The organism is Janibacter anophelis NBRC 107843, assembly GCF_001570945.1.
GTDB lineage: Bacteria > Actinomycetota > Actinomycetes > Actinomycetales > Dermatophilaceae > Janibacter > Janibacter anophelis.
In genome coordinates this window covers 21,578-41,206 of sequence record NZ_BCSQ01000030.1, presented here as the reverse complement: position 1 = coordinate 41,206, position 19,629 = coordinate 21,578, and the positions used below count along the sequence as shown (strand labels likewise).

Sequence of the window (19,629 nt, the reverse complement as noted above, 5' to 3'; positions counted from 1 at the left end):
CGGGCGGGCAGTCACCCAGGTCCTTGGGCAGAAAGATGAGGACCTGCGTCCCGGTGACGAAGACCCCGCCGGTGGGGAGCGCCAGGTGCTGGTCGAGGCGGATGAGGACGGTCTGACGATCTATCCGCAGGCGATCAGCGGGGACACCGGTATATGGGATGTCCCAGCGCACCCTGATCTGCGCGAGCTGCCGCGACAGGCCTCCCTGACTGACGTGGGACAGGCCGTGTCGTTGATGGCCGACGAGCAGACGGAGTGGGGCTGACCCGAGTCGGCCCGCGCCGGACCCGCACCCGGGTGCGTCGCGGCTGTATTAACGCAGGTCGCCGTCGCGACGGATGGGACGGGTGGCGTCGGCGGGGCCACCCTCGCGGCCGATCGGGCGGGTCTCGCCGTCCCGGGTGTCGATGCGCTGGGTCTGCAGGGTGGGGTCGTGGCGCTCGGCGGCCTCGGCCCGCTCCCGGGCGATCTCGGTCGAGGTGCGCTGGTCCTCGAGCTCGCGGTCGCGGCGGGCGACCTCCTCGCGGTGCGCCGCCTCCTGCTGCGCCAGGCGCTCGCGCGCTTGGAGCTCCTGCTCCTTGCGCAGGCGACGCTGCTTCGCCTTGCGAGTCAGCGCCCACTTGATGAGGACCAGCCCGAGCCACAGCAGGAGCATCGTCAGCATGCCCGCGATGACGAGGGTCAACGGGTCCAGGCTGATCGTCACGGCCTCGAAGAGCTTGATGTCGACGTCCTGACCGGCGACGTCCGGAGCCTGCGTGCCCACGAGCAGGGCAGCCCCGAGGGCGACGGCGACGAGCACGAGGATGAGGCCGAGGATGACCATGGCAGTCCTTCCGGGTACGTCAGCCGGCGGTCTCCGGCAGGGGGTCCTCGCTCACTGTATGGCCGAGCGACCCCAGGAGCATGTCGAGCAACGCCACGGCTCCGCGCGCGTCGAGCGGCTCGTTGCCGTTGCCGCACTTGGGGGAGACGACGCACGCCGGGCACCCGCTGCCGGAGCACCCGCACCCCGCGATCGTCTCCCGGGTCATCGCGAGCCACTGACCGATCCGGTCGTGGGCCCGCGCGGCGAAGCCCGCTCCGCCCGGGTGGCCGTCGTAGACCATGATCGTCGGCAGCCCCGTCTGCGGGTGCAGGTCCGTCGACACCCCGCCGATGTCCCACCGGTCGCAGGTCGCGAGCAGCGGGAGCATCCCGATCGCGGCGTGCTCGGCCGCGTGAGCAGCACCGGGGACGTCCGCCTCGGCGACACCGGCCGCGGCCAGCGCCTCCGGCGTCATCGTCCACCAGACCGCGCGCGTCGACAGCGTCCGCTCCGGCAGGTCAAGGTCGTGCCGGCCGATGACCTCGCCGTTGGGCAGCCGCCGCAGGAACCCCGTGACCTGTCGCCGCACGTCCACCCGGCCGAAGCTCACCCGCACCGGACCGTGGTCGACGCCCACCTCCTCGGCGACGATGTCGAAGGAGGAGACCGACTGGGCGTGGGTCGACCACCCCGGGTCACCCGCCACGACCGTCGCCGTCGACTGCTCCAGGTCGAGCTCCGTGACGACGAAGCTGCGCCCCTGGTGCACGTGGACCGCGCCCGTGTGGACCTGTGCGTGCGCCGACGCCTCGTCGACCGTGCCGACGACCCGGCCGGACCTCCCTTCGACGATGCTCACGACCTCGCCGATGCCCCGGAGCGAGACGTGCTCGCCCGGGCGGTCGGGTCGGGTCCAGAACCATCCACCCGGCCGCCGACGCAGGATGCCGCGCTCCACGAGCACGTCGAGGACACCGGACAGGCCCTCGCCGAACCACCGCTCGTCATCGAGCGTCACCGGGATCTCGGCCGCCGCGCACGCCACGTGCGGGACGAGCACGTGCACATTGCCCGGGTCGAGCACATTCGTCTCGACCGGCGCATCGAAGACCACCTCAGGGTGCTCGACCACCCACGTGTCCAAGGGGTCGTCGGCGGCGAGCAGCACGGCGAGAGCGTCCTGCCCGTCACGGCCGGCCCTCCCGGCCTGCTGCCACACCGACGCCAGGCGGCCCGGCCAGCCGGCCATGAGCACGACGTCCAGGCCGGCGATGTCGATCCCGAGCTCGAGGGCATTGGTCGCCGCCAGCCCGAGCAGGTCGCGCTCACGCAGGCGCCGCTCGATGACCCGGCGCTCCTCCGGCAGGTAGCCACCACGGTAGGCGGCGATCCTCCCTTCGTCCGTCGCGGAGACCTGACGGGCGGCGGAGGAGGCGAGCGCCTCGACCCCGGCCCGCGACCGGGCGAAGGCGAGCGTCTGCACGTCGCGCCCCACGAGCTGCGCCATGAGCTCGGCCGCCTCGGTCGTGGGGGAGCGACGGCTCCCTTCGTCGTCCTCCGGCGGTTGCCACAGCGCGAAGGTCACGCCACCGCGCGGCGAGCCGTCCTCGGTGACGGCGAGCACCTCGTCCCCGATGAGGCGGGAGGCGTGGGCCCCCGGATCACCGACGGTCGCCGACGCGAGGACGAAGACCGGGTCCGCGCCGTAGCGCCGCGCCACCCGTCGCAGCCGCCGCAGGAGCAGCGCGACGTGCGAGCCGAAGACCCCCCGGTAGACGTGGCACTCGTCGACGACGACGTACCGCAGCCGCCGCAGCACGTGCGCCCAGTGCTCGTGACCCGGCAGCAGGGAGTGGTGGACGAGGTCGGGGTTGGTGAGGATGACGTCCGCATGGTCCCGGATCCAGCGGCGCTCGTCGGTCGGGGTGTCACCGTCGTAGGTCGCGGCGCGCACGCCGGGCACCGCCCACGACTGGATGCGGGCGAGCTGGTCGGCGGCCAGCGCCTTGGTGGGGGAGAGGTAGAGGGCCGTCGCGCCGCGCCCGTTGGCCGCGGACCTGCCGTCGAGCACCGCGGTGAGCGAAGGGAGGAGGTAACCGAGCGACTTGCCCGAGGCCGTGCCCGTCGACAGCACCACGTGCTGCCCGTCGTGCGCGGCCTGCGCCGCGCGGGCCTGGTGGGACCACAGCCGCTCGATGCCCGCACCCGCCAAGGCCTGGCGCAGGGGAGGTGCCACCCAGTCGGGCACGTCGACGTGCTGCGCGGGGCGTGCCGGGATGTCCTCGACGTGGCGCACCCGCTCCTCCCGGCCCGCTGACAACGCGGCCAGCAGCTCGCGAGCCTGCGGACGGGGTGAGGACATGTGTTCTACGGTAGGCGGATGCCGATCTCCGTCACGACCAGCACCACGGGGGAGGTCAACATCGTCCACGTCAGCGGCGAGATCGATGTGACCTCGGCCGCCGTGCTCCGCGATGCCCTCGAGGCGCTCATCGCCGATGGGCGCCGCCGCCTGACGCTCGACCTCGGCGAGGTGACCTTCATGGACTCGACGGGCCTCGGGATCGTCGTCGGCCGGCTGAAGAAGCTGACCCGTCACGGCGGCGTCCTCACCGTGGCCGCCGACCACGAGCGCGTCCTGCGCGTCTTCACCATCACCGGGCTCGACCAGCTCATCGACATCCGCCCGACCCTCGCGGCCGCGGTCACGGCCGCGAAGGAGCCCGTCGCCTGACGCAACCGCGCGTCCGCCTCGGGCGTCTATCTGCGCACAGCCGGAGAGTTGGAGGAGCAGTGGACACCGTCGTCGTTCTCAGCCGAGCGGGCACCCGATCGGTGCCGACCCCGCTGCAGGCGTGCATCGAGGAGCACGGGACGCTGCAGTTCGTCACCCGTCAGGAGGCACCGCACGGACGCGAGGCGGCGCAGCTGCTGCGCTCGGCCACGGTCCTGGCGACGACGAATGTCACCCTGCCACGTCTCGACGCCGAGCTCCTGCGGGCCTGCCCGCGCCTGCGGCACGTCGTCCTCTACGCGACCGGGTACGAGCACGTCGATCTCGACGTCCTCGACGACCACGGAGTCGGCCTGACCGTCCTGCCGGAGTACGCCACCCCCGCCGTGGCCGAGCACGCACTCGGACTCCTGCTCGGGCTCGCCACCCGGGTCCACCTCGCCAACGACCGATCCCGTCGCCTCGTGCCCCCATCCACCTCCCTGCGCGGGATCGAGCTCGGTGGACGCACCCTCGGCATCATCGGCGTCGGTCGGATCGGCGGGCACCTGGCACGCATCGCCGCAGGGGTGGGCATGCGGGTCATCGGCAGCGACACCGACGAGGTGGCCTGCGCCGTCGCGCGGGAGCAGGGGATCCCCATGGTGGACACACCGAGGCTGCTCGAGCGTGCGGACGCCGTCGCCCTGTGCTGCTCGACCGACCCGCACGCGCCCCTCGTCGTGGGTGCCCCGGAGGTGGCGCGACTGCGCCCCGGAGCGCTGCTGGTGAACATCGGCCGGCCGGCACTGGTCGACCACGACGCGGTGGCCGCAGCGATCCGCACCGGGCACCTGCGCGGCTACGGGATCGACGACGCCGTCTTCGACCCGGACTGCGACCTGGTCACCGAGGGGCGGGTCCTGCAGACCGACCACAGCGCCTGGTGGCGTGACGAGGTGCTCGAGCGCGGAGCGCACCACTTCGGCCGGGCCATCCTCGCCGCGGTGCGGGACGAACCCGTCGACGTCGTGACGGCCCGACCCGAGCGCACGGAGCAGATCGCATGACCGCGCGCGCCCGCACGCTGCTGCTCCTCGCGCTGGGCCTGACCTGGCTGGTCGTCCCCGCCCTGCTCTTCGCTGCCCAGTACCCGACGTGGTGGGTGTGGATCGCCCAGGAGCAGGTCCCGATGACGTGGTTCCAGTCGGTCACCCTCGTCGTGGCGGGGGTGGTCGCCGGCCTCGGGTGGTTCGTGACCGGGCTGCTCGACCTGCGCCATCGCCGCGGGCTGGCGCTGCTGGCCGTGGGCTTCTGCGCGCTCGCCTTCGACGAGCGCTTCGCCGTCCACGAGCGCCTGCGCGACGGGTACCTCGCCCCCCGGGACGTGCGCCTGCCCCTGCTGACGTGGATCGCCCCCGGGGACTTCCTGCTCCTGCTCGTCGGGGTGGTCGGGCTCGTGCTGCTGCCCGTCGTCCTGCGCAGCATGCGGGAGGACCGGTGGGCCACGGCGCTGCTCGTGGTCGGGGTCCTCCTGGCCTGCATCACCGTGGGGACCGACTCGATCGACCCGCACACCTGGTCGGTGGAGGGCGAACGCGTCCAGCAGACACTCGAGGAGGTGCTCGAGCTCGGCGCGGGCCTGGCCTTCCTCGGGGCCGTCGCGTTGCGCCTGCTGGGGATGCTCGAGGAACTGGGGGCACGTGCCAGGCACGTTCAGCCGCAGGTCACCGACCGCGAGGTGGAGCCGGTCTGACGAGGGGCGACGCCCCCTTCGTCCGACGGGGGGCCCAGCGGGACAACGGCTCTGCGTCCCCCACCCGGGAGGACTTCCGGCGCTAGGGTGTGGCCACGGCTGTGGTCCGCGTCACAGCGATCGCGGCCGTGACCCGCGTCCATCAAGGAGGATGGCATGGCAGTCACGTACGGGACGCTGACCACCGCGTCGGCGATCGACCTCGACGGCACCAACCTGACCCTCGTCGGTGGGGTGGCGGTCATCGGACTCGTCGCCCTCGTCCTCGGGGTGGTCCTGCGCGGGCAGGTGCTCGCTGCGGGGGCCGGCACCGAGCGCATGCAGGAGATCGCGGGCGCGGTCGAGGAGGGCGCACACGCCTATCTGCGACGGCAGTTCCGCACGCTGGTCATCTTCGTCGCCCTCGTCTTCGTCCTGCTGCTCTTCCTGCCCGCCGACTCCCAGGCCGTGCGGTGGGGTCGATCCGGCTTCTTCGTCCTCGGCGCCGCCTTCTCCGCAGCGATCGGCTACCTGGGCATGTCGCTGGCGGTCAAGGCCAACGTCCGGGTCGCAGAGGCGGCCCGCTCCACCGGCCGCGACGACGGGATGCGCATCGCCTTCCGCACCGGCGGCACGGTTGGCATGTTCACCGTCGGCCTCGGCCTGCTCGGCGCCGCGGTCGTCGTCCTCGCCTACCGCGGGGACGCGCCCAAGGTGCTCGAGGGCTTCGGCTTCGGCGCCGCCCTGCTCGCGATGTTCATGCGGGTCGGTGGCGGCATCTTCACCAAGGCGGCCGACGTCGGCGCCGACCTCGTCGGCAAGGTCGAGGCGGGCATCCCGGAGGACGACCCGCGCAACGCGGCGACGATCGCCGACAACGTCGGTGACAACGTCGGCGACTGCGCGGGCATGGCCGCCGACCTCTTCGAGTCCTACGCCGTCATGCTCGTCGCCGCGCTCATCCTCGGCTCCGCCGCCTTCGGCGCGCACGGCCTCGTCTTCCCCCTCCTCATCCCCGCCATCGGTGCCGTGACGGCGATGCTCGGCATCTTCATCACCCGGGCGAAGGGGGGAGAGTCCGCCCTCGACGCGATCAACCGCGGCTTCTACATCTCCGCCGTCATCTCGGCCGTCCTGTGCGCGGTGGCCGCCTACACCTACCTGCCCGGCAGCTACGCCGACCTCGGCTCCCCGGACGAGGCCGTCGCCCAGCTCGTCGGCGACCCGCGCCGCGCCGCGCTGCTCGCCGTGGTCCTCGGCATCGTGCTCGCCGCCGTCATCCTGCGGATGACCGGCTACTACACCGGCACCGACAGCCGCCCGACCAAGGACGTGGCCCGCACGACCGAGACCGGCGCCGCGACGGTCATCCTCTCCGGCATCAGCCTCGGCCTGGAGTCCGCGGTCTACAAGGTCGTGACGATCGCGGTCGTCATCTACCTCGCCTTCCTCCTCGGCGGGTCCTCGGTCGTCCTCGGGCTCTTCTTCATCGCCCTCGCCGGCTGCGGCCTGCTGACGACCGTCGGCGTCATCGTCGCGATGGACACCTTCGGCCCCGTCTCCGACAACGCCCAGGGCATCGCCGAGATGTCCGGGGACGTCGACGACGAGGCGGCGCAGGTGCTCACCGAGCTCGACGCCGTGGGCAACACGACCAAGGCGATCACCAAGGGCATCGCGATCGCGACGGCCGTGCTCGCCGCCACCGCGCTCTTCGGCAGCTACACCGACGCCTGGCGCTCGGCCCTCAACGGCATCGACGAGGCCACGGTCAGCCCCGAGCGGGTGGCCGACCTCGAGCAGATGGTCAACACCCAGATCGTCTCGCCCAACGTGCTCGTGGGCGTGCTCATCGGTGCGGCCGTCGTCTTCCTCTTCTCCGGTTTGGCGGTCAATGCCGTCACCGTCGCGGCCGGCTCGATCGTCCACGAGGTGCGTCGCCAGTTCCGCGAGCACCCCGGGATCATGGCGGGCACGGAGAAGCCCGAGTACGCCCGGGTCGTCGACATCTGCACCCGCGACTCGCTCGGCAAGCTCGCCACCCCCGGCCTGCTCGCCGCGCTCACCCCGATCGTCGTCGGCTTCGGCCTCGGCATCGGCGCGCTCGCCGGATTCCTCGCCGGGGCGATCGCCTGCGGTGCCCTGATGGCCGTCTTCCTCGCCAACTCCGGCGGCGCCTGGGACAACGCGAAGAAGATCGTCGAGGACGGCAACCACGGTGGCAAGGGCTCACCCGGCCACGAGGCCGCCGTCATCGGCGACACCGTCGGCGACCCCTTCAAGGACACCGCCGGCCCGGCCATCAACCCCCTCATCAAGGTGATGAACCTCGTCGCCGTCCTCATCGCCCCGGCCGTCATCACGCTCTACCTCGGTGACGACACCCAGCAGCTCATCCGGTGGGCCATCGCCATCGTGGCCCTGCTCATCGTCACCGTCGCCCTGGTCATCACCCGCCGGGACGACGTGGCGATGACCGACACCGACAGCGAACCCGTCGTCGAGCGGGCCTAGGCTCGACGTCGTGACCTCCACGGCGACCCCACGCACCGACCCGGCCCTGCTCGACGCGCTGCGGGAGGACCTGGCCGCGGCCCCCTTCGGCGTCGACGAGGTGCACGAGCGGCTGGGTGACCTGGCCGCGCGAGCGCTCGGTCGTGAGCAGGTGCTGCCCGCGCGCCGCGCTGTCGCGGGGGCCACCGACCCGCTCGGTGTGCTCATCGGGTGCTTCGGGCTCGGGCTGCCGACCTCTGCCGACGACCTCGCGGGGGCGTTGCCCCGCACCGGGGTCACCGGTGCCGTCGCGCTCGGGATCGTCGAGCCGCACGGCGCGCACGTCGTCGCCACGTGCGACCTGCGGCCCTACGGCGACGACGCCGGCCACGCGTGGTGGGTCGCGTCCGACCCGACCGAGCACGCCCGCACCGAGCCGCTGCCCGTCGACCACGTCCTGGGCATCGGCGGCGCCTCCTCGACGCTCGCGTCGTGGACCCCGCGCGCGCAGGTGCCCCGGGCGCTCGACGTCGGCACCGGCTGCGGGGTCCAGGCCCTGCACCTGTCCACCCACGCGGACAGCGTCGTCGCGACCGACCTCTCCCGCCGCGCGCTCGGCTACGCGGCCTTCAACGCCGCGCTCAACCGGGTCGACTGGGACCTGCGCGCCGGGTCCTTCCTCGAGCCGGTCGCGGGCGAGGCCTTCGACCTCGTCGTGAGCAATCCCCCCTTCGTCATCACGCCGCGCGCCGAGGGGGTGCCGCTCTACGAGTACCGCGACGGCGGCGCCGCCGGGGACGCCGTCGTCGAGGCGCTGACCAAGGGGGTCGGCGCCCACCTCGCACCCGGCGGCATCGCCCAGCTGCTCGGCACCTGGGAGACCGTCGCCGGCCAGGACTGGCGCGAGCGGCTGGGGGAGTGGATCGCGGCGAGCGGGCTCGACGCCTGGGTCGTGCAGCGTGACGTGCAGGACCCCGCCGAGTACGCGGAGCTGTGGTCCCGCGACGGCGGGCACCTGCCCGGCACGCCGGGGCACGAGGCGCTCGTGGGCGCCTGGCTCGACGACTTCGCCGCGCGGGGTGTGGAGCAGATCGGCTTCGGGATCATCACGCTGCACCGCCCGACGACCCAGCGCGCTCCCTTCGTCGATCTCGTCGAGGTGAGCGGTCCGGTCGCCTCACCCATGGGGCCGACCATCGCCGCCGGGCTCGCCGCACGCGACCGCCTCGCCGCCCTCGACGACGACGAGCTGCTCGACCGCCCCTGGCGGTGCGCGGACGACGTGACGACCGAGACGCACGCGGCGCCCGGCGCCACCGACCCCAACGTCATCGTCCTGCGCCAGGGCGGCGGACTGGCCCGCTCGGTGCGCCTGGACACCCTCGACGCCGCCCTGGTCTCCGTCTGCGACGGCGAGCTGACCGCACGCCAGGCGCTCACCGCGATCTCGGCGCTGCTCGACGTGCCCACCGGCGAGGCCCTCGCGGCCGGCGCTGGCCTCGTGCGGCGACTCGCGGCCGACGGGCTGCTCCTGCCGGGCTGACCCCCGGGGACGGCGCAGGGCGGCCGGAGACCCGGCCGCCCTGCGTCGTGCTCACGCTCCGGAGGGAACGTGGGGGAGCGTCACTGCATGGAGAGCTTCCACTCATCCTCGACCTTGATGAGCTTGACGTCGTTCTCCTCGCCCTCCTTGTTCTTGACCTTGACGGTCGCGGTCTTCTCGTCCTCGGCGACCTCGGAGGAGATGACCTCGATGTCGTCGGCGTTGACCTCCTCGGCGACCTCCTCGCCGCTCTCCTTCATGCCGTCGACGCAGTTCATGCCGCCCTGCTCCATCGTCTTGACCATCTCGGGGTCGATGGAGTCGCAGATCTTTTCGTAGTCCTTGTCCTCGAAGGCCTGGGCGAAGTCGGTGACGGCCTGCTCCGCCTCGTCCTCCGGGCTGGCGCCGCACGCGGCGAGGCCGAGCACGAGACCACTGGTGGCGACGATGGTGGCGAGCTTCTTCATGGGTGTCCTCCCGTCCTGCCCGGCGGGCGCGCCGGGTCTGCTGGTACCGACCCTAGCGACGGGTCGGTGCCGGCGCGACGGGGAGGACTCCCCGACGGGGGTGAGTCCCGCCACCGAGAGCGGTCGGCTCAGTCGAACTGCCAGGACCGCTTCGACAGACCGAACCAGAAGCCGTCGACCGCGGTCGCGCGCTGCGTGGCGCCCGAGGCCTCCGCCGCACCGGCCGCGATGTAGAGCGGGGCCCAGTGCTCGGTGCGCGGGTGCGCCTCGTGCGCGGCCGGGGCCACCTCGAGCATGCGCTCGAGCAGGTCGAGGTCACCCGACTCGACCGTCTCGGCGGCCCAGTGGTCGAACTCGCTGGAGACCGAGGGCGGCGTCGAGTCCGCGCCGGCGCGCGGGTTGAACCAGCGCAGGTTGTGGGTGGTGAAGCCGGACCCGACGATGAGCGTGCCCTGGTCGCGCAGTGGCGCAAGGGCGCGGCCGAGCTCGACCAGCTCGCCCGGGTCGAGGGTCGGCATCGACATCTGCAGGACGGGCACGTCCGCGTCCGGGTACATCTCGACGAGCGGTACGTAGGCGCCGTGGTCGAGGCCACGGGTCTCGTCGCGCTGGACCTCGACCCCCTTCGTGCTCAGCAGGCCGGCCACCTCGTCGGCGAGCTCGGGCGCGAGCGGGGCGTCGTACTGCACCTCGAAGTACTTCTGCGGGAAGCCCCAGAAGTCATAGGTGAGCGGCACCTTGCGCTGGGTGGGGCTGACGGTGACGGGGGCGTCCTCCCAGTGGGCGGAGACCATGAGGATGTTGGTCGGCTTGTCGAAGGAGGCGGACCACCGCGCCAGCTCGGCGGTCCAGCGCGCGTCGTCGGCCAGGGGCGGTGCGCCGTGGGAGAGGAAGAGGACAGGAGGAGTGGTCATGACCTCACAATACTTGTATCTACAATTAAAAACAAGCGTGGAACGTCTCGCGACCACCCTGCCATGCGGAGGGCGTCCCCGGCCCGTAGTACGGTCGGCGCCAGATGAGCCCGACGTCGAAGCAGCGACGAATCCGCTGCACGCGGGATCAGGAAACGAGGCACACATGGCCAGCAAGCTCGTCATCGTGGAGTCACCCGCCAAGGCCAAGACGATCGCCGGGTACCTCGGCAGCGACTACGCGGTCGAGGCGTCGGTCGGTCACATCCGCGACATCCCCACCCCCTCCGAGATGCCCGCGGAGATGAAGAAGGGGCCCTTCGGCCGCTTCGGGATCAACATCGAGGAGGGCTTCGAGCCCTTCTACGTCGTCGACCCGGACAAGAAGAAGAAGGTCGCCGAGCTCAAGCGCCTGCTCAAGGACGCCGACACCCTCTACCTCGCCACCGATGAGGACCGCGAGGGCGAGGCCATCGCCTGGCACCTCCTCGAGACCCTCAAGCCCAAGGTCCCCGTCAAGCGGATGGTCTTCCACGAGATCACCAAGGAGGCCATCCAGCGCGCCGTCGAGGAGACCCGCGAGCTGGACCTCGACCTGGTCAACGCGCAGGAGTCGCGCCGCATCCTCGACCGCCTCTACGGCTACGAGGTCTCGCCGGTGCTCTGGCGCAAGGTCAAGGCCGGCCTGTCCGCCGGCCGCGTGCAGTCGGTCGCCACCCGCATCGTCGTCGAGCGCGAGCGCGAGCGGATGGCCTTCAAGGTCGCCTCGTACTGGAGCGTGGAGGGGACCTTCTCCTCGACCTCCGCTCCCTTCGCCGCCCGGCTGGCCTCCCTCGACGGGACCAAGGTCGCGACCGGCAGCGACTTCGACGACACCGGCGCGCTCAAGGGCAGCGCCCGCCAGCTCGACGAGCGCGCGGCCACCGCCGTCGCCGAGGCGACCATCGCCGCGGCCGTCACCGTCTCGTCCGTCTCGGAGAAGCCCTACACCCGCCGGCCGTACGCCCCCTTCACCACCTCCACGCTGCAGCAGGAGGCCGGTCGCAAGCTCGGGCTCGGCTCCAAGGCGGCGATGGGCGTGGCGCAGAAGCTGTACGAGAACGGCTACATCACGTACATGCGAACCGACAGCACCAACCTGTCGAGCTCGGCGGTCTCCGCCGCCCGCGGCCAGGCGCGCGACATGTACGGCGCCGACTTCGTGCCCGAGGCGCCGCGCGTCTACGGCAAGAAGTCGAAGAACGCGCAGGAGGCGCACGAGGCGATCCGCCCCGCCGGTGACCGCTTCCGGACCCCGGCGCAGGTGGCCGGTGAGCTGCGCGGCGACGAGTTCCGCCTCTACGAGCTGATCTGGAAGCGCACGATCGCCTCCCAGATGGCCGACGCCAAGGGGTCGACGGCGACGATCAAGCTGGCCGCGGACCTCGGCGGGTGCGAGGTCGCCAAGACCGCCGAGTACTCCGCCTCGGGCACCGTCATCACGTTCAAGGGCTTCCTCGCCGCGTACGAGGAGGGCACCGACGAGCCGCGTGAGGCCGCAAAGGGTGGCGAGGCCCGGCTGCCCAAGCTCGCAGAGGGCGCGGCCGTCGACGTCGTCGACGCCAACGCGAACGGTCACGAGACCTCCCCGCCCGCGCGCTACACCGAGGCCTCGCTCGTGAAGAAGATGGAGGAGCTCGGCATCGGCCGCCCCTCCACCTACGCCTCGACGATCAGCACGATCCAGGACCGCGGGTACGTCCGCAAGAAGGGCAGCGCCCTCGTCCCGACCTGGCTCGCCTTCGCCGTCACCCGGCTCATGGAGGTCCACTTCGGTCGGCTCGTCGACTACCGCTTCACCGCGTCGATGGAGGAGGACCTCGACGAGATCGCGTCCGGCTCCGCGGAGCGGGTGGCCTGGCTGCAGCGCTTCTACTACGGCAGCGAAGGGGGGCACGAGGGCCTGCAGGCGCTCGTCGCCGACCTCGGTGACATCGATGCCCGCGCCCTGTCGACGATCGAGATCGGCGACGGCGTCGTCGTGCGCGTCGGGCGCTACGGCCCGTACGTCGAGGAGGTCGTGCCGAAGGGGGTCGACCCGGCCACCGGTGAGGTCACCGACGAGACGAAGACGACGCCGGCCCCCAAGCGGGCCACCATCAACGACGACGTCGCCCCCGACGAGCTGACCCCGGCGATGGCGCGCGAGTTCCTCGCGGCCGCGGCGGACGACGGTCGTGTCCTCGGGCAGGACCCCGAGACCGGCCGAGACGTCATCGTCAAGAACGGTCGCTACGGCCCCTACGTCACCGAGGTGCTCGAGGAGGGCGACGACAAGCCCAAGCGCGGCAAGGCCAAGGTCAAGCCCCGCACGGCCTCGCTCTTCACGAGCATGGACCCGGCCACCATCGACCTCGAGCAGGCGCTGCGGTTGCTGTCCCTGCCGCGCACCGTCGGCACGGTCACCGAGACCACGACCGCCGAGGACGGCACCGAGAAGAGCGTCGAGGTGCCGATCACGGCGCAGAACGGCCGCTACGGCCCCTACCTGAAGAAGGGGACGGACTCGCGCTCCATCGAGACGGAGGAGCAGATCTTCTCCATGACGCTCGAGGAGGCCCTGGCGATCTACGCGCAGCCCAAGCAGCGCGGCCGGGCCGCGGCCAAGCCGCCGCTCGCCGAGTTCGGCGAGGACCCGGTGAGCGGCAAGAAGGTCGTCGTCAAGGACGGTCGCTTCGGTCCCTACGTCACCGACGGTGAGACGAATGCCACGCTGCGCCGTGGTGACGAGCCCGAGACGCTCACCGCCGAGCGCGCCTACGAGCTCATCGCCGAGAAGCGCGCCAAGGGCCCGTCCACCCGCAAGAAGTCGGCGAAGAAGACGACGAAGAAGACGGCCAAGAAGGCCACGAAGAAGGCCGCGGCCTCGTCGACGGCGAAGAAGACGGTCAAGAAGGCGGCCGCCAAGAAGTCCTGAGGTGTGGCGCGTCTGGCGCACGGACGCCGTTGCCCCCTTGGTTACCCGTGGGTATGGTCGCCGGGACCCCGTGCACCGAAGGAGCTGCCCCATGGACCTGGACCCGTCGACATTCGAGTCGATGACTCCGGAGGAGTTCGCCCAGACCGTCAAGAAGATGTCCGACGCGGAGATCTCCGAGGTGATGCGCGGGGAGCACCGCGTGGCCATCCTCGACACGATCTTCGGGCGCTTCCCCGACCTCTTCCGCCCCGACAAGGCGGTCGGGGTCAACAGCACCATCCAGTTCCGCATCACCGGCGGTCCCGAGGAGCACCCGCACGACACCTACGAGATCGTCGTCGACGACGGCACCTGCACCGTCTCGGAGCAGCCCGGCGACACGTACGACGTCTCGCTGATGATGGCTCCTCCGGAGTTCACCAAGATGGTGACCGGTCGGGGCAACCCGACGATGCTCGTCATGCGCGGCAAGATCAAGGTCAAGGGCGACATCGCCACGGCCGCCACGTTCCCGTCCCTCTTCGACATCCCGAAGGCCTGATCCGACATGAACCCACTGATCATCGCCAAGACCATGGCCAAGCGCGGGATGCTCAATCCCGGGCCCCCGGCCGCCCAGGTCAAGCAGCTCACCGCCCTGAAGAAGTGGGGCTTCGGCCTCGCCGGTGAGCTGCGCCAGGCCGCCAACCGCTCGCCCAAGACGGTCGCCGTCATCGACGAGACCCGGGGCGCGACGACCTACGCCGAGCTGCTCGCCAACTCCGAGAAGATCTCGGTCATCCTGCGCGACATGGGATTCGGGCCCGGCGACCGCGTCGGCCTGCTCGCCCGCAACCACGTGCAGGCCATCGAGGTCATGACGGCCACCTCGGCCATCGGCGTCGATCTCGTCCTGGGCAACACCGGTCTGGCCGGGCCCCAGTTCGCGGTCGTCGCGGAGCAGCAGGGGATCAAGGCGCTGATCCACGACGACGAGTTCGCCGAGGTCGTCTCGCACCTGCCCGCGTCGATGCCCAGGATCACCGAGACCGAGCTGGCCCGCAGGGTCGAGCAGGCTCCCCGGCCCGAGCCCCTGCCCGTCCCGGCGAAGGGGGGTCGCACGATCATCCTCACGTCCGGGACCACGGGTACGCCCAAGGGCGCGGCGCGCAAGACCCCCGGCGGTTTCGGTCCGCTGATCTCGATCATCGACCGGATCCCGCTGCACGCGCACGACCGCATCCTCATCTCGGCGCCGATCTTCCACACCTGGGGCTACGCCGCGATGCAGCTGTCGATGGCGCTGCGCGCGACGATCATCCTGCAGCGCAGGTTCAAGCCCGAGGCGGCCCGCGCCGCGCTCGAGGAGCTGCAGCCCGACGCGATGTTCGCCATCCCCGTGATGCTCCAGCGGATGATGGAGCTGCCGAGCGACCCGGCCGCGCGCTCGCGCCGCAAGCTGCGGGTCGTCGCCACCTCCGGCTCCGCCTTCCCGTCCGGCTTCACGACGAGGTTCATGGACGAGTACGGCGACGTGCTCTACAACCTGTACGGCTCGACCGAGGCGTCGTGGGTGTGCATCGCCACGCCGGAGCACATGCGGCGCAGCGCCAACACCGCCGGCACGCCGCCCCTGGGCACGGTCGTCAAGATCCTCGACCACGACGGCCGTGAGGTCCCCGCCGGCGAGACCGGCCGGATCTTCTGCGGCAACGAGCTCGTCTTCGACGGCTACACCAACGGCAACACCAAGGACTTCGTCGACGGGCTCGTCTCGACCGGCGACATGGGCCACGTCGAGGGCGACCTGTACTTCGTCGACGGCCGCGACGACGACATGATCGTCAGCGGTGGCGAAAACGTCTACCCCATCGAGGTGGAGGGCCTGCTCGCCGAGCACCCTGCCGTGCGCGAGGTGTCGGTCATCGGCGTCCCCGACCCGGACTTCGGCCAGCGGCTGGCGGCCTTCGTCGCACTCACCGAGGGCCACACGCTCACCGAGGACGAGGTCAAGGAGCACGTCCGCGCCCACCGCGCCCGCCACTGCATCCCGCGCGAGGTCGTCTTCATGGACGAGCTCCCGCGCAACGCGACGGGCAAGATCCTCAACCGGGAGCTGCGCAAGCACTTCGCATGAGGCTGTGGAGCCTGCACCCCGCCCAGCTGGACCGGGCGGCGCTGGTCTCGGGCTGGCGGGAGGGCCTGCTCGCCCAGGCCGTGCTGCTCGGCCGGACGCGGGGGTACACCCGCCACCCGCAGCTCGAGCGGTTCCGTGAGCTCGGCCATCCGGCGACCGGGGTGATCACCTGGCTGGTCGGCCTCGCGGACGAGGCCGACCGGCGGGGATACCGCTTCGACCGGACCCGGCTGGCGGGGGAGCCCGACCCGACCCTGCGGATGACCGTCACCGACGGGCAACTCGACCTCGAGCGCGCGCACCTGCTGGCCAAGTGCCGGGTGCGCGCGCCCGAGTGGGCCGCCCGGCTCGAGGCCGAGCCCGCCCGACCACACCCGGTCTTCGACGTCGTGACCGGACCGGTCGCCGGCTGGGAGCGCGCCGCCGCGCCGTGACCCAGGAGCCGGGACGCCTCAGAGCCAAGCGCCGAAGGCGAGCGGTTCCCGGGTGAAGCGATAGGTGGCCCAGTTGAAGTGGCTGACCTCTCCCTTCGCGTCACGCTGCACGCGCAGCAGCTCACCCGCCTCCCGCCCGGAGACGGTGCGGTAGCGGTCGGTCCCGTCCGGCTCGAAGACGGATGCCGGCTGCTCTTTCGGCTGACCGGCGATGCGGGCCTCGAGCGTGCCTCGGCGCACCGACAGCACGAAGTGGGTCCCCTCCGAGTACCAGTGGCCGAGGAGCGGGACGAGCTCCTCGGGGACCGCGGTGCCGGGCTCCCAGGGCTCGGGGACCACGGGTTCGCGCTCGATCGCGATCGTGCCGAGCTCGATGGCGGCGGTGGCCGGAGGGACGGGCGAGGATTTGTTCATCAGGATCAGTCCCGTCGTCGCCGACGAGCGCTCCGTGAAGACCCCGGTGATCGATCCCGGCCAGCCGCCGGTGTGCCCCACCCAGGTGCGGCCCTCGTGCCGGACGAGTTGGAAGCCCAGGCCCCACGCCGACGTCCAGCCGACGGCGTCGGCCATGACCTGCGGCTGGCACATCTCCTCGAGGGTGTCGGGGGAGAGGACCTCGTCCACGGGGTCGGCGACGAAGCCGCCCCAGCGCGCCATGTCGGTGGCCGTCGAGCGCAGACCGCCGGCCGGGTCCATGGCCGCCGCGTCGAAGACCGGCTCCTCCACCGGCACGTCGGCGAAGGGGGGAACGTAGTACCCCTTCGCCTGCCGGCCGCTCGGGGCGGTGCCCGTGCGCGTCATGCCGAGCGGGTCGAGGATCCGTCGCCGCACGGACTCCTCCCACGTGCAGCCGTCGAGGCGCTGGATGATCTCGCCGAGCACCGCGTAGGCGAGGTTGGAGTAGTGCCACCGGTGGTGCGGGCGGCCGACCCGCTCGGCCCCTGACCACCCGGCGAGCAGCTCCTCGCGGGAGGGCATGACCATCGTGTCGAAGACGTCGCCGACCGGCTCCCGCTGCATCCCCGAGGAGTGCGAGAGCAACTGGCGGACCGTCACGCGGGCGTGCGAGCTGTCCGACAGGTGCTGCTCGACGGTGTCGTCGAGGTCGAGGCGGCCCTCGTCGCGCAGCGCCATGACCACGACCGCGGTGAAGGTCTTGGAGTTGCTCGCGACGGGGTACTGGGTGTCCGCGTCCGGGGTGTCGCCCGGGGTCGCCAGGTCGATGGTGCCGATCCCGCCGAACCACTCCAGCGCACCCGCGCGCGCCACCCCGGCAGCCAGTCCCGGGACCCTCCCGTCGGTCTGCGCGGTGAGCGCACGGAGGGTCAGGGCACGGGCGGTGTCGTCGCTGAAGGTCATGATCCCCAACGTATCGCCGCTGCGTCACCCGCCGTCCGTGCCGTGCCATAGGGTCGACGGCGTGACGGACAGCGGGTACTTCATCGCCTTCGAGGGTGGCGACGGCGCGGGCAAGTCGACCCAGGTCGGGCACCTCGTCGCCGCGCTCGAGGCCGCCGGCCGCGAGGTCGTCGTCACCCGCCAGCCCGGTGGCACAGCCCTGGGTGCCGCTCTGCGCAACCTCGTGCTGCACGGTGAGCACATCACCGCGCGCGCAGAGGCGCTGGTCTTCGCGGCCGACAAGGCCCAGCACGTCGAGGAGGTCATCCTCCCTTCGCTCCGCCGCGGAGCGGTCGTCGTGACGGACCGCTACGTCGACTCGTCCGTCGCCTACCAGGGTGCGGGCCGCGCGCTCGGCGCGCAGGAGGTCGCCGACCTGCAGTCGTGGGCCGTTGCCGGGCTCACCCCCGACCTGACCGTCGTCGTCGACGTCGACCCGGCCACCGGTCGGCAGCGCCGCGGCGACACGCACGACCGGATGGAGTCGGAGGCCGACGGCTTCCACGCGGCGGTCCGCGAGCACTTCCTCACGATGGCGAAGGGGGAGCCCGCCCGGTATCTCGTCGTCGACGGCTCCGCGCCGGCCGAGGAGATCGCCGCACAGGTGCGCGAGCGGTTGGAGCAGGAGGGCCTGCTGTGAGTGTGCCGACCGCCGCCGGCTCGGCGCCCTCCGCCCGGGCCCCCGTCTGGCGGGACGTCGTCGGCCAGGAGGAGACGGTCGCGACCCTTCAGCGGGCCGTCGCCGACCCCGCTGCCATGACGCACGCGTGGCTCTTCACCGGCCCCCCGGGGTCCGGTCGCTCGACGGCCGCGCGGGCCTTCGCCGGGGCGCTGCTGTGCCCGACCGGTGGGTGCGGTGAGTGCCGCGAGTGCCGCACCGCCGTCGACGGCACCCATGCCGACGTCGACGTGCTCGCCACCGAGGCGCTGTCGATCGGTGTGGCCGCCGCCCGCGACCTCGTCCAGCTCGCCGGGCGCTCGCCGAGCGTCGGCCGCTACCGGATCATCCTCGTCGAGGACGCCGACCGACTGACCGAGCAGTCGGGCAACGCCCTGCTCAAGGCGCTGGAGGAGCCGACGCCCCGCACGGTGTGGCTACTGTGTGCCCCCAGCCTCGAGGACGTGCTCATCACCGTCCGCTCGCGCTCGCGGCACGTGCGGCTGCGCACACCTCCGGTCGCCGAGGTCGCCCGGTTGCTGCAGCGCCGCGACGGCATCGACCCCGGCATGGCCACCTATGCCGCCCGCGCCGCCCAGAGCCACATCGGCCTGGCCAAGCGGCTGGCCACCGACGAGGGTGCCCGGATCCGCCGGCGCGACACGATCACCATGGCCGCGCGCATCCGCGGGGTCTCCGACGCCGTCGGGGCCGCCGCTGACCTGCTGCAGATCGCCGAGCAGGAGCGCGACCGCACCCTCGAGGCCCGGGGCGCCGCGGAGAAGCAGCGCCTCCTCGAGACGCTCGGTGCCGACCCCAGCGCCCGCACCCAGCCGCCGCACATCCGCGCGCAGGTGACCGCACTGGAAAAGGACCAGAAGACCCGCGCCACCCGCTTCACCCGCGACATGATCGACCGGGCGCTGGTGGACCTGCTGTCGGTCTACCGTGACGCCCTCGTCCTGCACGCAGGCTCGCCCGTGGCCCTGGTCAACGAGGACGCGCGGCCGGTCGTCGAAGAGGTCGCCCGTGCCTTCAGCGGTGAGGGGTTGCTCATCGCCATGGAGGCGATCGCCACCGCCCGGGAGCGGATCGCCGCGAACGTCGCGCCGCTGCTCGCGCTCGAGGCGATGGCGGTGTCGTTGCAGCTGCCGCGCTGACGCCACGCGCTCTGAGGAGGTCGCGCAGCGACCGTCTCGAAGGGGCTGGGTGCGTCGACGGACGAAGGACGTGGCGCTGGTGCGCCGACGGACGAAGGACGTGGCGCTGGGCCGAAGTCCTTCGTCGTCGCGTGGTCACGTTGTCGTTCTCGACTTCGGCTTGATTCGCGCCACGCCCTCCGTCCGACGGCTTCGCTCGTGTCGCACCCTCGTCTTGGCCCCGGGCCCGGC

17 protein-coding genes are annotated in these 19,629 nt (G+C 72.0%); 12 read left to right on the top strand and 5 right to left on the bottom strand.

Annotated elements, in window-relative coordinates; translation table 11 throughout:
- Positions 1-265: hypothetical protein (locus tag JAN01S_RS17150; RefSeq protein ID WP_169797204.1), on the top strand; the 265-nt coding region annotated here is incomplete at its 5' end.
- Positions 266-313: 48 nt separating this feature from the next.
- Here JAN01S_RS17150 and JAN01S_RS09630 read toward each other — a convergent pair.
- Entirely contained in the window at positions 314-826 is a 513-nt protein-coding gene (locus JAN01S_RS09630; RefSeq protein WP_068317235.1) for a hypothetical protein, read from the bottom strand.
- 19 nt (positions 827-845) lie between these two features.
- A complete protein-coding gene (locus tag JAN01S_RS09625) occupies positions 846-3,170 on the bottom strand; it encodes a DEAD/DEAH box helicase (RefSeq protein WP_068317232.1) in 2,325 nt (774 codons plus the stop codon).
- A gap of 18 nt (positions 3,171-3,188) precedes the next feature.
- Here JAN01S_RS09625 and JAN01S_RS09620 point away from each other — a divergent pair, with 18 nt between their 5' ends.
- From JAN01S_RS09620 to JAN01S_RS09600, 5 genes are all read left to right on the top strand, one after another.
- Complete coding sequence (locus JAN01S_RS09620) at positions 3,189-3,542, top strand: STAS domain-containing protein (protein ID WP_068317228.1); 354 nt, start codon at positions 3,189-3,191, stop codon at positions 3,540-3,542.
- A 59-nt stretch (positions 3,543-3,601) separates the two neighbouring features.
- Positions 3,602-4,591 carry an NAD(P)-dependent oxidoreductase gene (locus tag JAN01S_RS09615; protein ID WP_068317225.1) on the top strand — a complete coding sequence of 330 codons (990 nt, stop codon included), beginning with the start codon at positions 3,602-3,604 and terminating at the stop codon, positions 4,589-4,591.
- The gene (locus JAN01S_RS09610; RefSeq protein ID WP_068317223.1) at positions 4,588-5,277 is read left to right on the top strand and encodes a DUF8692 domain-containing protein; all 690 of its coding nucleotides are present in this window, start codon (positions 4,588-4,590) and stop codon (positions 5,275-5,277) included. Before JAN01S_RS09615 ends, JAN01S_RS09610 begins: the two co-directional genes overlap by 4 nt.
- A gap of 156 nt (positions 5,278-5,433) precedes the next feature.
- Positions 5,434-7,770 (top strand): sodium-translocating pyrophosphatase, encoded by a 2,337-nt coding sequence (locus tag JAN01S_RS09605; RefSeq protein WP_068317220.1) that lies wholly within the window; start codon positions 5,434-5,436, stop codon positions 7,768-7,770.
- A 10-nt stretch (positions 7,771-7,780) separates the two neighbouring features.
- The gene (locus tag JAN01S_RS09600; protein ID WP_068317218.1) at positions 7,781-9,292 is read left to right on the top strand and encodes a DUF7059 domain-containing protein; all 1,512 of its coding nucleotides are present in this window, start codon (positions 7,781-7,783) and stop codon (positions 9,290-9,292) included.
- An 80-nt stretch (positions 9,293-9,372) separates the two neighbouring features.
- Here the strand turns inward: JAN01S_RS09600 and JAN01S_RS09595 are convergent, their stop codons facing one another.
- Together JAN01S_RS09595 and JAN01S_RS09590 are read right to left on the bottom strand one after the other, a co-directional pair.
- On the bottom strand, positions 9,373-9,759 hold the full coding sequence (locus JAN01S_RS09595; RefSeq protein ID WP_068317216.1) for a DUF4878 domain-containing protein: 387 nt from the start codon (positions 9,757-9,759) through the stop codon (positions 9,373-9,375).
- Between the two features lie 128 nt (positions 9,760-9,887).
- Positions 9,888-10,673 (bottom strand): dioxygenase family protein, encoded by a 786-nt coding sequence (locus JAN01S_RS09590; RefSeq protein ID WP_068317212.1) that lies wholly within the window; start codon positions 10,671-10,673, stop codon positions 9,888-9,890.
- 166 nt (positions 10,674-10,839) lie between these two features.
- Between JAN01S_RS09590 and topA the strand changes: the two genes are divergently transcribed.
- The 4 genes from topA (at position 10,840) to JAN01S_RS09570 (ending at position 16,182) form a co-directional block, all read left to right on the top strand.
- A complete protein-coding gene (gene topA, locus JAN01S_RS09585) occupies positions 10,840-13,629 on the top strand; it encodes a type I DNA topoisomerase (protein WP_068317208.1) in 2,790 nt (929 codons plus the stop codon).
- Positions 13,630-13,720: 91 nt separating this feature from the next.
- Positions 13,721-14,173, top strand: coding sequence for an SCP2 sterol-binding domain-containing protein (locus JAN01S_RS09580; RefSeq protein ID WP_068317205.1), 453 nt, complete (start codon positions 13,721-13,723; stop codon positions 14,171-14,173).
- A 6-nt stretch (positions 14,174-14,179) separates the two neighbouring features.
- Positions 14,180-15,748, top strand: a complete 1,569-nt coding sequence (locus tag JAN01S_RS09575; protein ID WP_068317203.1) for an AMP-binding protein — start codon at positions 14,180-14,182, stop codon at positions 15,746-15,748.
- A complete protein-coding gene (locus JAN01S_RS09570; RefSeq protein ID WP_068317200.1) occupies positions 15,745-16,182 on the top strand; it encodes a pyrimidine dimer DNA glycosylase/endonuclease V in 438 nt (145 codons plus the stop codon). Before JAN01S_RS09575 ends, JAN01S_RS09570 begins: the two co-directional genes overlap by 4 nt.
- A gap of 18 nt (positions 16,183-16,200) precedes the next feature.
- On the opposite strand, the gene JAN01S_RS09565 is transcribed toward JAN01S_RS09570, so the two are convergent.
- Positions 16,201-17,541: a serine hydrolase domain-containing protein gene (locus JAN01S_RS09565; protein ID WP_068317197.1), complete on the bottom strand. Its 1,341-nt coding sequence runs from the start codon at positions 17,539-17,541 to the stop codon at positions 16,201-16,203.
- A gap of 61 nt (positions 17,542-17,602) precedes the next feature.
- On the opposite strand from JAN01S_RS09565, the gene tmk reads away from it, so the two are divergent.
- A complete protein-coding gene (gene tmk, locus JAN01S_RS09560; RefSeq protein WP_068317194.1) occupies positions 17,603-18,220 on the top strand; it encodes a dTMP kinase in 618 nt (205 codons plus the stop codon).
- On the top strand, positions 18,217-19,398 hold the full coding sequence (locus tag JAN01S_RS09555) for a DNA polymerase III subunit delta' (protein WP_244884802.1): 1,182 nt from the start codon (positions 18,217-18,219) through the stop codon (positions 19,396-19,398). The genes tmk and JAN01S_RS09555 overlap by 4 nt, the downstream gene beginning before the upstream one ends.
- The last annotated feature ends 231 nt before the right edge of the window (positions 19,399-19,629 follow it).